The 12,524-nt window shown below is 61.4% G+C and carries 12 protein-coding genes; 6 read left to right on the forward strand and 6 right to left on the reverse strand.

The genetic code is table 11. The features are described from left to right. Positions 1–21 precede the first annotated feature (21 nt). Positions 22–918, reverse strand: coding sequence for a LysR substrate-binding domain-containing protein (locus ATY29_RS20695; RefSeq protein ID WP_003565662.1), 897 nt, complete (start codon positions 916–918; stop codon positions 22–24). A 101-nt stretch (positions 919–1,019) separates the two neighbouring features. Here ATY29_RS20695 and ATY29_RS20700 point away from each other — a divergent pair, with 101 nt between their 5' ends. Further along, positions 1,020–1,223, forward strand: a complete 204-nt coding sequence (locus ATY29_RS20700; RefSeq protein ID WP_003565660.1) for a hypothetical protein — start codon at positions 1,020–1,022, stop codon at positions 1,221–1,223. On the opposite strand, the gene xdhC is transcribed toward ATY29_RS20700, so the two are convergent. The 4 genes from xdhC to ATY29_RS20720 form a co-directional block, all read right to left on the reverse strand. After that, positions 1,199–2,014, reverse strand: a complete 816-nt coding sequence (gene xdhC, locus ATY29_RS20705) for a xanthine dehydrogenase accessory protein XdhC (protein WP_097537197.1) — start codon at positions 2,012–2,014, stop codon at positions 1,199–1,201. The two genes, ATY29_RS20700 and xdhC, sit on opposite strands and share 25 nt — an antisense overlap. 75 nt (positions 2,015–2,089) lie before the next feature. Further along, positions 2,090–4,429, reverse strand: coding sequence for a xanthine dehydrogenase molybdopterin binding subunit (gene xdhB / locus ATY29_RS20710; RefSeq protein WP_097537198.1), 2,340 nt, complete (start codon positions 4,427–4,429; stop codon positions 2,090–2,092). A 253-nt stretch (positions 4,430–4,682) separates the two neighbouring features. Beyond that, complete coding sequence (gene xdhA, locus ATY29_RS20715) at positions 4,683–6,149, reverse strand: xanthine dehydrogenase small subunit (protein WP_003565652.1); 1,467 nt, start codon at positions 6,147–6,149, stop codon at positions 4,683–4,685. A gap of 28 nt (positions 6,150–6,177) precedes the next feature. Next, entirely contained in the window at positions 6,178–6,954 is a 777-nt protein-coding gene (locus ATY29_RS20720) for a 3-hydroxybutyrate dehydrogenase (RefSeq protein WP_003565651.1), read from the reverse strand. Between the two features lie 158 nt (positions 6,955–7,112). Here ATY29_RS20720 and glpK point away from each other — a divergent pair, with 158 nt between their 5' ends. Further along, a complete protein-coding gene (glpK, locus tag ATY29_RS20725) occupies positions 7,113–8,606 on the forward strand; it encodes a glycerol kinase GlpK (RefSeq protein WP_003565649.1) in 1,494 nt (497 codons plus the stop codon). Between the two features lie 57 nt (positions 8,607–8,663). Here the strand turns inward: glpK and ATY29_RS20730 are convergent, their stop codons facing one another. Further along, on the reverse strand, positions 8,664–9,626 hold the full coding sequence (locus ATY29_RS20730) for a hypothetical protein (protein WP_003565646.1): 963 nt from the start codon (positions 9,624–9,626) through the stop codon (positions 8,664–8,666). Between the two features lie 196 nt (positions 9,627–9,822). Between ATY29_RS20730 and ATY29_RS20735 the strand changes: the two genes are divergently transcribed. From ATY29_RS20735 to ATY29_RS20750, 4 genes are all read left to right on the forward strand, one after another. Next, positions 9,823–10,197, forward strand: a complete 375-nt coding sequence (locus ATY29_RS20735) for a YciI family protein (protein WP_003565644.1) — start codon at positions 9,823–9,825, stop codon at positions 10,195–10,197. Then, complete coding sequence (locus ATY29_RS20740; RefSeq protein ID WP_097537199.1) at positions 10,194–11,447, forward strand: RNA polymerase sigma factor; 1,254 nt, start codon at positions 10,194–10,196, stop codon at positions 11,445–11,447. Before ATY29_RS20735 ends, ATY29_RS20740 begins: the two co-directional genes overlap by 4 nt. Before the next feature lie 91 nt (positions 11,448–11,538). Next, positions 11,539–12,012: an SRPBCC family protein gene (locus ATY29_RS20745; protein ID WP_003565640.1), complete on the forward strand. Its 474-nt coding sequence runs from the start codon at positions 11,539–11,541 to the stop codon at positions 12,010–12,012. Between the two features lie 137 nt (positions 12,013–12,149). After that, positions 12,150–12,422, forward strand: coding sequence for a GIY-YIG nuclease family protein (locus ATY29_RS20750; RefSeq protein ID WP_097537200.1), 273 nt, complete (start codon positions 12,150–12,152; stop codon positions 12,420–12,422). Positions 12,423–12,524 lie beyond the last annotated feature (102 nt).

The raw sequence follows: 12,524 nt of genomic DNA on the forward strand, positions 1-12,524 counted from the left end.
CATCCACATGCATCAAGTGCTTCAGTTTTCGGCCGCCTTCATCTCTTCGAGGATCCAGTTGCGGAAGGCCTTGATCTTCGGCACGTTGCGGCGATTTTCGGGATAGGCAAGCCAGTAAGCCTTGCCGTCGCTGCGGGTCAGCTCGAAGGGCTGGTAGAGACGGCCGAGCGCGATCTCGGCCGCATAGAAGGCCGGGTTGAGGATGGCGACGCCATGTCCTGACATCGCCGCATCGGCTTCCACCGCCTGCGAGCCCAGCTGATTACGCGGGCGGCGATCGAGATCCGTCTCGGTGACGCCGGCTGCCTCGAACCATTGTTTCCACCAGATGTCGCCGGCATCGAAGAGATCGAACTTCAAGAGGTCGCGCGGCTCCTTGATGCCGCCGGCCGACTCCGCCAGCTTCGGGCTGAGCATTGGAGTGAACTCCAACCCCATCAGCCGGTGCAGGGTCAGCCCCGGCCAGTTGCCGTCACCCCAACGGATGCCGACATCGATCTGCTCGCGGGAGAAGTCGATGATGTCGGAGGTCGCCTGAAAGCGCACCGCGATCGCCGGATGCTTCAAATGGAAGGAGCCGAGCCGCGGCGCCAGCCATTTCGAGGCGAAGGTGTGGGTCGAGCTGATGGCGAGCGTGCCCTCGACGCTATCGCGCGCCGTCGCCATCGCGTCGTGCAACATGGCGAAGGCCTCGGTTACCTTCGGCGCCAGCCGCTCGCCGGTGTCCGTCAACTCGATCTGGCGGGGGCGGCGCAGGAAGAGCGGCTCGCCGACATTCTCCTCCAGCAGTTTGATCTGGTAACTGACGGCCGTCTGCGTCATGCCCAGCTCGTCACCCGCCTTGGTGAAACTGCCGAGCCGGGCGGCGGCCTCGAAGACGCGCAGCGCATTCAGCGGAAACTGTTTCGAGAGTTTCATGGATAAGTTCTCTTGATGCAGGCAGACGGTCGTTCGATTGGAATTGCAGCATTTTTGGCAGCAAACTGCAACTCATACCATCAATCTATCGAGGTGATGTCATGGATTGCTCTACGATCGAAGAGAACCGGCCGCAGCAGAGCACCAGTGCTTTCCGGCGGGTTGCCAGCTGGCTGGTCGGCAGCGCCGGCCGTGTCTGCCGTCTGCCTCGGCTCGATCTTTCCGTCATGCCGGACCGTGTCAAGCGCGACCTCGGTTTTCTCGATGGGCGCGATCCGTATTACGAGGACGAGCGCATGCGGTAGGCAGCAAGCGCCGTCAGGATCTCGGCGGCGGTCATGGCGGCGATCACTTCAGGGCGTTTGTCCCTGACGGCTGCGCCGCCGATCGGCAACGTCAGGCGCTCCAGCCAGCTACCTTCGCCGCCGCCTTCACGGGAAAGCCAGTTTGTGAAGGTGGCGCGCTTGGTCGCCGAGCCGATCATGCCGGTATAGGCAAGATCGGTTCTTTCAAGCGCCTCGCGGGCGATAAGAAAATCCAGCGCATGGTCGTGGGTGAGGATAACGACCGCGCCGCCGGCCGGAATATCCTTCACCAGTGCTTCCGGCATCGGCACGAGCCTGGTCGTCGTCTGCACCGGCAGATTGGTCAGTTCCTCCTGCCTCGTTTCAACGACTGTCACCGACAGCGGGAGCGGCGCGAGGGCCGCCGCCAGGGCCCGGCCGACATGGCCGGCGCCGAAGAGAAGCACTTCGGGCAAACGCTCGATCTCGCCAGCAAGCTTTGCTTCGAGTTCGTTTTTCAATGGCTGCGTCAGCCGCCGGAACCTAATCTGCGTCCGCCCGCCGCAGCACTGGCCGATCTCGGGGCCGAGCGGGATATCCATGGTTGTCGCGCCGCCGGTTCCCGCAAGCATCTCCCGGGCATTGCGGATGGCCATGAACTCGAACTGCCCGCCGCCGATCGTGCCCCATAGCGTGGTTTGCGAGACAAGCATGAAGGTTCCGGCCTCACGCGGGGTGGACCCTTGTGTGCCGGTAATGTCGACGAGGATGCTGTCGGGGTGGGTGGCGAGAAAGGTGGGGAGCTCGGTCATGGGAGGACGGCCGATGGGTGTGCGGCTGTGGCACCCCCCTCTGTCCTTTCAAACAACAAATCAGCCGGACGCATCCTACACCCGCTTCATCCGCTCCACCGCCATCAGCACCCGTTCCGGCGTCGCCGGCGCATCGAGCCTCGGGCAGACCTTATAGTCGGCGACGCTGGCCACCGCCATCGACAGCGCTTCCAGCACCGAGATCGCCAGCATGAAGGGGGGTTCGCCGACGGCCTTCGAGCGGCCGATGGTGGCCTCGGTGTTCTCCGACCATTCGGCGAGGCGCACGTTGAAGATCTTCGGGCGGTCGGAGGCGAGCGGGATCTTGTAGGTCGAGGGCGCGTGAGTGCGCAGCCGGCCCTTGTCGTCCCACCAGAGCTCTTCAGTCGTCAGCCAGCCCATGCCCTGGACGAAGGCGCCTTCGACCTGGCCGAGGTCGATTGCCGGGTTCAGCGAGCGACCGACATCGTGGAGAATGTCGGTGCGGTCGACCAGATATTCGCCGGTCAGCGTGTCGATCGAAACCTCGGTGCAGGCAGCGCCATAGGCGAAATAATAGAAGGGCGTGCCGCGGCCGGCCTTGCGATCCCAGTGGATCTTCGGCGTCTTGTAGAAGCCGGCGGCCGAGAGCTGGACCCGGGCGAAATAGGCCTGCTTGATGAAATCCGGGAAGGGGATCTCGATTTCGCCGACGCGCACGCGGTTCGGCAGGAACACGACCTCGGAGGGCGCCACATCCCATTTCTCGGCGGCAAAGGCCGTGAGCCGTTCCTTGATCTGCCGAGCAGCGTCATAAGCGGCCATGCCGTTGAGATCGGAACCGGATGAGGCGGCGGTGGCCGAGGTGTTCGGCACCTTGGCCGTCGTTGTCGCGGTGATCTTCACCCGAGAGATATCGACCTGGAAGCTGTCGGCCAGCACCTGCGCCACCTTGGTATAGAGGCCCTGGCCCATTTCGGTGCCGCCATGGTTCAGGTGGATGGAACCGTCCTGATAGATATGGACGAGGGCGCCGGCCTGGTTGAAGGCGGTCATGGTGAAGGAGATGCCGAATTTGACCGGCGTGAGCGCGATGCCCTTTCTGATGTAGCGGCTGTCGCGGTTGAAGCCGATGATGGCATTGCGTCGCGCCCGGTATTCGGCGGTCTCCTCGAGCTCCTCGACGACGCGGGCGATGATGTTGTCCTCTACCTCCTGGTGGTAGGGCGTTAGCGTGCGCCCGGAACCCGGCTGGCCGTAGAAATTCAGCTTGCGAATATCGAGCGGGTCTTTGCCGAGGGCATAGGCGATTTCCTCGATGACGCGTTCGGCGCCGAGCATGCCCTGCGGCCCGCCGAAGCCGCGGAAGGCGGTGTTGGAGACGGTGTGGGTTTTCAGCGGTTTCGACTGCAACTGCACATGCGGGTAGAAATAGCTGGAATCGGCATGGAAGAGGGCACGGTCGGTGACCGGTCCGGAGAGATCCGACGAGAAGCCACAGCGCGCCGCATAAGTGGCGTCGACCGCGTGGATGCGGCCTTCGGCATCGAAACCGACCTCGTAATCGACGAGGAAATCGTGGCGCTTGCCGGTGGCGCTCATATCCTCGTCGCGATCCGGACGGAACTTGATGGCGCGGCCGAGCTTCTTGGCGGCGATTGCGGCAAGGGCTGCGAACTGATTGCCTTGCGTCTCCTTGCCGCCGAAGCCGCCGCCCATGCGGCGCACGTTGACGGTGACGGCGTTGGACGGGATATCGAGCACGTGGCCGACGATGTGCTGGATTTCGCTCGGATGCTGCGTCGAGGACCAGACGATGACCTCGTCGTCCTCGCCGGGGATTGCCACGGCGATATGGCCTTCGAGGTAGAAATGCTCCTGGCCGCCGATGCGTATCTGACCTTTGAGCCGCATGGCGGCATTCGGCATTTCCGTTTCCGGCTCGCCGCGATGGAGCGTCATCGGAGCGATGACGAGAGGGCCGCCATTGGCGAGTGCGCCGTCGATATCGCTCCAATGCGGCAGGTCTCGATAGTCGATCTTGGCGAGCCGTGCGGCGCGGCGCGCCGCGTCACGCGTTTCAGCGATGACGGCAAAGATGGGCTGGCCGTGGAACTGAACCAAAGTTTCGGCGAGCAGTGGCTCGTCATGGCTGCCGTTGGAACTGGTGTCGTTGATGCCGGGCACGTCCTTGCCGGTGAAGACCCAGACGACGCCGGGATAGGCGGCGACCGCGGAAAGATCGATGCCGGCGATTTCGGCATGGGCCCGGTCGGAAAGGCCGAGCGCGCCGTGTAGCAGGCCGGCGGGTTCGGGAATATCGTCGATATAATCGGCAGTTCCGGTGACGTGTTTATGCGCCGAGTCATGGCGCAGCGAACCGTGCATCGGGCCTGATATGACGACCTTGCGGTCTTCGAAGGTGGATCTGTCCATCAGATCAGGCCTCCGCCGAAGGAGTGATGGTATGCGGCTACTCCGCACTCCCTCATTCCTGTGCTTGTCACAGGAATCCAGCCACCGCGCGTCGGCGCGGGGAATGACTCAACTGACCTTAAGAAAAAGTTTCCCGCGCCCAAGGACTTGGGCGCACTGGATTCCTGTGACAAGCACAGGAATGAGGGAGGGGAGGAGACCGCGACTGTTGCCATCAAAGCCTGCATTCCGGGCGTGCTGATTAGTGTATCCATCACGCCACCTCCTCGAACCGCTTCAGCTCCGCCGGCGCGCCGACCGTTTCCAGGTAGAACCGCGTCAGCAAATTCATTGCCGTCAGCTGGCGATATTCCGCCGTGGCGCGCCAGTCGGTGAGCGGTTGGAAATCGGTGTCGAAGGCGGGACGGGCGGCTTCGACGGTGGCTTCCGTCCAGGGTTTGCCGAGAAGTTCGGCTTCCACCGTGCGGGCGCGTTTCGGCGTTGCCGCCATGCCGCCGAAGGCGATGCGGATGTCGGTGATCGTCTCGGCGTCGTCGAGCGTCAGCAGGAAGGCGCCGAGCACGGCGGTGATATCCTCGTCGCGGCGCTTGGTGATCTTGTAGGCGGCAAAGCGGCTTGTTGCCTTGGGATAGGGCACGAAGACACTTTCGACGAATTCGCCGGGCTTCCGATCTTGCTTGCCGTAGGCGATGAAGAAATCCTCGATCGGCATTTTGCGCTGGCCTGCCAGGGAGCGCAGCGTCAGCGTCGCGCCGAGCGCGATCAGCGGCGGCGGGCTATCGCCGATCGGCGAGCCATTGGCGATATTGCCGCCGATGGTGCCCATGTTGCGCACCTGTTCGCCGCCGATGCGGTCGATCAGCCGGCCAAGCGCCGGGATCTTTTTCGAGATCGCCGCAAAGGCGCCGGTATAGCTGACGCCGGCGCCGATGGTGATGCCGTCCTCGCTTTCGGTGATTGACTGCAATTCGCTCAGGTGATTGATGAAGACGACGGGGCTCAGCCGCCGCATCTGCTTCGTCACCCAGAGGCCGACATCGGTCGCGCCAGCGACGACGGTCGCGTCGGGCTCCTGCGAGAGGATTTCCGTCAGAGCCTGGACCGAAGCCGGCACGATCAGCCGGTCCTCGTCCTTTCCGATCCTGATGGTGCCGCTCGCCTGCATCGCCCAAAGCCGGGCGACGATTTCCGAACGTGTCCGCTCCAGCGGGTCGAAGAGCGCGCTCGGCCGCGTCAGGCTGACCTGCTCGGCGGCTTTGACGATGGGCTCGTATCCGGTGCAGCGACAGAGATTGCCTTGCAGCGCCTTTTCGATTTCGCGGCGGCCGGGCTTTTCCATCGTCAACCACAGGCCATAGAGCGACATGACGAAGCCCGGGGTGCAGAAGCCGCATTGCGAACCATGACAATCGACCAGCGCCTGTTGCACCGGGTGCAGCGCTCCGTTCCGGCCGGCCAAGTGCTCGACCGTCACCACATGGGTGGCGTGCAGCGAACCGATGAAACGGATGCAGGCATTGACGGATTCATAGGAAAGCTTGCCATCGGCAAGTCGGCCGACGAGCACAGTGCAAGCGCCGCAATCGCCTTCTGCACATCCTTCTTTCGTGCCCGTGAGCCGTCGCTTCAACCGCAGAAAATCGAGAAGCGTCTCGGTCGGCCCGACATCGGTGAGCGCGATGTCCTCGCCATTCAGGATGAAACGGATGCTGTCTTTCATGATATTCCCGGTTGTTTTTTCCAAATGGTTAGGCCGCCGTCCAGCCACCGTCAATCGAGATGTGCGTTCCGGTCACCTGGCGGGCGGCATCGCTGGCAAGATAAAGCGACAGCGCGCCAATCTCCTCGGCCTTGACGAATTCACGGGTCGGCTGCGCCTTGAGGATGACCTCGCTCTTCACCTGCTCCTCGGTCATGCCGCGGGCCCTGGCGGTGTCGGGTATCTGCTTTTCGACGAGCGGAGTCAGCACATAGCCGGGGCAGATGGCGTTCACGGTCACGCCGAATTCGGCAAGTTCCAGCGCTGCCGTCTTCGTCAGTCCTAATATACCATGTTTTGCCGCGACATAGGCGGATTTGAACGGGGAGGCGACGAGGCCGTGGGCTGAGGCGATGTTGATGATGCGGCCGTTTTTCCTAGCCTTCATCAGCGGGATTGTAGCGCGCATGGTATGAAAGGAACTGGAAAGATTGATCGCGATGATCTTGTCCCATTTCTCGATCGGGAAATCCTCGATCTTCTCGACATGCTGGATACCGGCATTGTTGACCAGGACATCGACGGTGCCGAAGCTCTTTGCTGCCGTTTCGATCAGGTCGGCGATCTCTGCGGGTTTGGTCATGTCGGCCGGATGATAGATCGTCCGGCCTTTCGACACTGATTCAAGCCGCTCGACGATCGCCTTGATTTCATCGGCATTCCCGAAGCCGTTGATGACGACGTTGTCGCCGGTTTCGGCAAAGGCCGTGGCAATCGCAAGGCCGATGCCGCTGGTGGAACCGGTGACGACGACTGTTCTGCTCATGCTGTTCTCTCCTGAGATCGCGATGCTGCGTTGCAACGTTGTTGGCGAGGTTATGCCCAAAGGCGCCAGGCTGGCAATTCCGCTTTATTCGCTTTTCTCGCCTGCATCCGTGTCCTATTGATTTGTCACGATAATCGGTATGCTTGAGGAGGGATTTTATGAGCGGATATGTTCTGGCGATCGATCAGGGGACGACGTCGACACGGGCAATCGTTTTCGATGGCGACATGCATGTCGCCGGTAAGGGCCAGAAGGAATTCACCCAGATCTATCCGCGCTCCGGCTGGGTCGAGCATGATCCCGAGGAAATCTGGGATTCGGTCGTCTCGACGGTCCAGATGGCGCTGCGCGATGCCGGAATCACGGCCAGGGATGTTGCAGCACTCGGCATCACCAACCAGCGCGAGACGGTCGTCGTCTGGGAGCGCGAGACCGGCCGGCCGATCCAGAATGCCATTGTTTGGCAGGACCGGCGCACCGCAAGCTATTGCGATAATCTGAAACGGCAGGATCTCGAACGGCTGTTCACCAAGAAGACCGGCCTGCTACTCGATCCCTATTTTTCCGGCACGAAGCTTTCCTGGATGCTCGCCAACGTGAAGGGTGCCAGGGCACGCGCCGCCAGGGGGGATCTCTGCTTCGGCACGATCGACACTTTCCTCATCTGGCGGCTGACAGGCGGCAAGAGTTTCGTCACCGACGCCACCAACGCCTCGCGCACGCTGATGTACAATATCTCCGACAATGCCTGGGACGATGACCTGCTCGATATTCTGAGGGTGCCTGCCGCCATGCTGCCGGAGGTCAAGGATTGCGCCGCCGATTTCGGCACGGTGGATCCAGAGATTTTCGGCGCCGCGATCCCGATCCTCGGTGTTGCCGGCGACCAGCAGGCGGCGACCATCGGCCAGGCGTGTTTTGCACCGGGCATGCTGAAATCGACCTACGGCACCGGCTGTTTCGCGCTGCTGAATACCGGCGTTGATATGGTGCGGTCGAAAAACCGGCTGCTGACCACCATCGCCTATCGCCTGAACGGCGAGACGACCTATGCGCTGGAGGGTTCGATCTTCATCGCCGGCGCGGCGGTACAATGGCTGCGGGACGGGCTCGGCGTCATCGGCAGCGCCGCCGAGACCAGTGCGCTTGCCGAGAGGGCCGATCCGACGCAGGAGGTCTATCTCGTGCCCGCCTTCACCGGCCTCGGCGCACCGCACTGGGATGCCAAGGCGCGCGGCGCGATCTTCGGGCTGACACGCAACAGCGGCCCGGCGGAACTTTCCAGGGCGGCGCTGGAAGCCGTCTGCTACCAGACCCGCGACCTGCTCGATGCCATGCAGAAGGACTGGAAGAACGGCACCGACGACACCGTGCTGCGCGTCGATGGCGGCATGGTTGCCTCCGACTGGACGATGCAGCGGCTCGCCGACTTGTTGGAGGCGCCGGTCGACCGTCCCGTGATCCTTGAGACGACGGCGCTTGGAGCGGCCTGGCTTGCCGGCAGCAGGGCTGGGGTGTGGCCGGACAGGGAGAAGTTCTCGGCGACCTGGAAGCGTGATCGGCGCTTCGAGCCCTCGATGGACGAGAAGACCCGAGCTGCTAAGCTTCGCGGCTGGAAGAATGCGGTGAAGCGGACACTCAGCGAACTTTGAGGGATATCTGAGGTTAAGCTTCGGGGAGGCGGTTTTGCTGCCGCCTGCCTGTTCCCATCACTTCTTCAGCCAGGGCGTTTCCGTGCTCCAGAAGATCACGTTTGCGCCGAGATAGTCCTGGGCGAAGGCGGTGAATTCCTCCTTGGTGAAGGGCTTCTTGGTCGTCGGGTTCTTGTAGGTCAGCGTTGGCTCCTGCACGGCGAGGCCGACATAGGAAAGCCTGCCCTTGTACTTGTTGAAGTAGGGGTAGGAGTTCTTCATCTGCGCCTTGCGGTTCGGCACGATATCAGGGCCGCCAAGGCCAACATTGTTCCTTTCGGCGTAATCGAAGAGGCGGCCCATGTAATTATGGTCGTTCTCCCATTCGCAGGGCCAGAAGTTCACATATTGCACGACCAACGACTTTTCGAAGGCCTTGCGGGCGAAGGCAAGGTTTTCCATCTCGGCCGAGAAATAGGCATCGCACGAAAAACCCTTCGGTTCATGCTTGGGATCGAGGTCGATGGAGGTTTCCGGCAGGTTTATGCCGTAGACCTGCCCGTCGAACTTTTCGGCAAGTGCCTTCAGGAGCGCCTGGTACCGTTCGCGAACGGCTGGGTTCCACTGCTGGGCGACCCAGCCGGAACCCACAGGCTCGTTCTCGCCGGGATTGTCGAATTGCGGGGTCAGGCCGCCGTCATATTCCGGTTCGGTCAGCATGTAGTCCGGAATGTTGCGCGCCTTCAAGTCGAAAAAGCGGTCCTGCACTTGGATGAACATCTTCCTGTTCAGGCTTTTAGCGATGGCAAGGTCCTGTTCGATTGCCGAAAAATCATAATGCTCCTTCGCCGTTTCCAGGCTCTTCCAGTTATAGACGACCTGCACGCCACCGATATCGGGCCGGGCGAGCTTCGCCTTTGCGGCCACGAGGTCGCCGGAGCCCATATAGAGGAAGTTTTCCGGGGCGGAGGCGGCATGGGCAGCCTGCGTCGACAACACGAGTGTGGCAAGCGCAACGAGAAGTCTCGGAGATTTGTTCATGGGGCTCTCGAATGGAAAGGTGATGGAAAGCGCGCACAGCTCTCTGGACCAAATTGGGCAACTCAATGGCGGCGATTGCAGAGCCCTTGTGGATAGGTAAACGCGCTGCATTCATCAGACTTACTGATTCTAATTTTTTGATGCGGCCTGTCGGCCAAACGGTTACTCCTTCGTCATTCGGAAAGAGGAGCCACCGATGCTTTACGCAATCCTTTGCTACGCCAATGAGGAAACCGTCTTCGCCTGGACCGAGGAGGAAGAGGCTGCCGTCATGGGGAACCTCCATGCCGTGATCGAGCCGCTCGCCGCTGCCGGCAAGCTCGGCCCGACCGGCCGGCTGATGCCGACGACGGCCGCAGCAACCGTGCGCAAGGGCAGGGACGAGGCCTTCGTTGTCGACGGTCCGTTTGCGGAAACGAAAGAGGCGCTTCTCGGCTTCTATACGGTTGATTTCGAAACACTGGATGAGGCAATCGCCTTCTCCAAGCAGCTTTCCGCGGTCAATCCGGGTTCCACCTCTTACGAAATTCGGCCGTTCTACACCTTCAGGCCGGGAGAGATCGCATCATGACAGACATTGCCTGGATCGACCTCGCGCTTGCCTCGGCCCGGCCAAAGGCGCTTGGTGCGCTGCTGCGCTATTTCCGCAATCTCGATACAGCGGAAGAGGCGTTTCAGGAGGCATGCCTGAGGGCGATCCGGACGTGGCCGGAGAAAGGGCCGCCGCGCGACCCGACCGCCTGGCTTATCTTCGTCGGCCGAAACAGCGGGATCGACGCGGCGCGCAAGCGGGCAAAGCTTCAGGCGCTGCCGGATGAGGACATCATCTCCGATACCGAAGATGCCGAAAGCGATATCGCCGACCGGCTGGACGATTCCCACTATCGCGACGATATCCTGCGGCTTCTCTTCATCTGCTGTCATCCCGATCTGCCGGCGACCCAGCAGATTGCGCTGGCGTTGCGCATCGTTTCGGGCCTTTCAGTGCCGCAGATCGCCCGCGCCTTCCTGGTTTCCGAAAGCGCCATGGAGCAGCGCATCACCCGGGCCAAGGCGCGCGTTGCCAAGGCCGGCGTGCCTTTCGAAACTCCGAGCCCTGAGGAAAGGGCCGAACGTCTGTCGATCGTCAGCACGATGATCTATCTGATCTTCAACGAGGGCTACAGCCAGGCCGATCCCAGCCATGAGGCGGCTGCCTTCAGCGACGAGGCGATCCGGCTGGCGCGGTTGATGCTGGGGATCTTTCCATCCGAACCGGAGTTGATGGGACTGCTTGCGCTGATGCTTCTACAGATCTCGCGCCGGCCGGCGCGCTTCAGCGACGAAGACGAGATCGTGCTACTGGAAGATCAGGACCGCTCGCTGTGGAACCGACCCTTCATCAATGAGGCCTTGGCGCTTCTCGACAAGGCGCTGCGACACCGCCGGCCCGGCCCCTATCAGCTTCAGGCGGCGATCGCCGCCATCCATTCCCGGGCAAAACGCGCCGAAGACACCGACTGGCTCGAAATCGATCTGCTCTATCGCGCGCTGGAGCGTTTTCAGCCATCGCCCGTCGTGACGCTCAATCGCGCGGTCGTGGTTTCCAAGCTGCACGGGCCGCAAGAGGCGCTCGATCTCATCGATCCGCTCGGTGAGAAGCTCGGCGGCTATTTCTACTATCACGGCTTGCGGGGCGGGCTGCTGAAGCAGCTTGGTTTGACCCGTCAGGCACGCGAAGCCTTCGACCGCGCCATCGCGCTTGCCCATTCGGCAGCGGAAGCCGCCCATATCCGCCGGCAGATCGATAAGCTGCAGGAAGAGACGACGATCGCCAAATAAAAAATCGATGCGCTGTCGGAACGGCGAGCTTCGACACGTCCTTGTAACAGCCTGACAGCAAACAGGTTTATTGAAACGGAGAGATGTCGCAATGACCGCCAGCACACAACATGAACTCGTCCTCGTTCGTGAATTCGACGCACCGCGCGAAAAGATCTACAAGGCATGGACCGATCCTGACCTGCTGAAGCAGTGGTTCGTGCCGCGTCCCTGGGGTGTGGCGGAAGCAACGCTCGACGTCCGCCCTGGCGGATCCAGCGTCGTCGTCATGCAGGATCCCGAGGGTAATCAGTATCCGAACCGTGGCGTCTATCTGGAGGTTATCGAGAACGAGAAGATCGTCTTCACCGACGCCTATAGCAGCGCCTGGGTGCCTGCCGAAAAACCCTTCTTCACCGGGGTCATCCTGCTCGAAGATCTCGGCAACGGCCGCACGAAATATACGGCCAAGGCGCTGCACTGGCGTGCCGAAGACAAGGAAGCCCATGAGAAGATGGGCTTCCACGAAGGATGGGGCAAGGCGGCGGATCAGTTGGCGGAAGTGCTGGCTTCAGGTAAGGTCTGAGGCGGCTTGGAAGATAATTCCGCCGGTGGTTGGAAGTCGTTGAATTCAGATTCGAATTGGTGGTTTCGGGTTCGTCGGTGTCTGTCGACGCAGGACTTATCCTAATGCCAATCTTCTGAGATGAAGGCTACGTCTACATCCTCGTATCCGGACGCAATGGCACGCTCTATACCGGCGTGACACGCGACCTTGCTGGCCGGCTATACGAGCATCAGAATGAACTGACGCCGGGTTTTACGTCGAAATATGGCGTCAAGATGCTGGTTTGGTTTGAGGAGCATGATTTGCTAATCACCGCGATCACCCGTGAGAAGACCATCAAGAAATGGCCGCGGCAGTGGAAGCACAATTTGATCGAAAGGGAAAATCCTGAGTGGGAGGATATTTCCTTTCATCTCTTGGGTCTGTGAGGGATGAGTCTCTTGTCGCGCAGACGCGCGACTGCTGGATTCCTGTGACGAGCACAGGAATTGTCTCTCAAATCTGTGCTTTACTGCAGGGGAAGCTGGGAT

The sequence above is a fragment of the Rhizobium hidalgonense genome (assembly GCF_002914525.1).
Taxonomy (GTDB): domain Bacteria; phylum Pseudomonadota; class Alphaproteobacteria; order Rhizobiales; family Rhizobiaceae; genus Rhizobium; species Rhizobium hidalgonense.

What these genes read in the sequence shown, in the direction of transcription:
- ATY29_RS20695 (WP_003565662.1), bottom strand. Translation starts at nt 918, where the DNA reads ATGAAACTCTCGAAACAGTTTCCGCTGAATGCGCTGCGCGTCTTCGAG.
- ATY29_RS20700 (WP_003565660.1), top strand. Translation starts at nt 1,020, where the DNA reads ATGGATTGCTCTACGATCGAAGAGAACCGGCCGCAGCAGAGCACCAGT.
- xdhC (WP_097537197.1), bottom strand. Translation starts at nt 2,014, where the DNA reads ATGACCGAGCTCCCCACCTTTCTCGCCACCCACCCCGACAGCATCCTC.
- xdhB (WP_097537198.1), bottom strand. Translation starts at nt 4,429, where the DNA reads ATGGACAGATCCACCTTCGAAGACCGCAAGGTCGTCATATCAGGCCCG.
- xdhA (WP_003565652.1), bottom strand. Translation starts at nt 6,149, where the DNA reads ATGAAAGACAGCATCCGTTTCATCCTGAATGGCGAGGACATCGCGCTC.
- ATY29_RS20720 (WP_003565651.1), bottom strand. Translation starts at nt 6,954, where the DNA reads ATGAGCAGAACAGTCGTCGTCACCGGTTCCACCAGCGGCATCGGCCTT.
- glpK (WP_003565649.1), top strand. Translation starts at nt 7,113, where the DNA reads ATGAGCGGATATGTTCTGGCGATCGATCAGGGGACGACGTCGACACGG.
- ATY29_RS20730 (WP_003565646.1), bottom strand. Translation starts at nt 9,626, where the DNA reads ATGAACAAATCTCCGAGACTTCTCGTTGCGCTTGCCACACTCGTGTTG.
- ATY29_RS20735 (WP_003565644.1), top strand. Translation starts at nt 9,823, where the DNA reads ATGCTTTACGCAATCCTTTGCTACGCCAATGAGGAAACCGTCTTCGCC.
- ATY29_RS20740 (WP_097537199.1), top strand. Translation starts at nt 10,194, where the DNA reads ATGACAGACATTGCCTGGATCGACCTCGCGCTTGCCTCGGCCCGGCCA.
- ATY29_RS20745 (WP_003565640.1), top strand. Translation starts at nt 11,539, where the DNA reads ATGACCGCCAGCACACAACATGAACTCGTCCTCGTTCGTGAATTCGAC.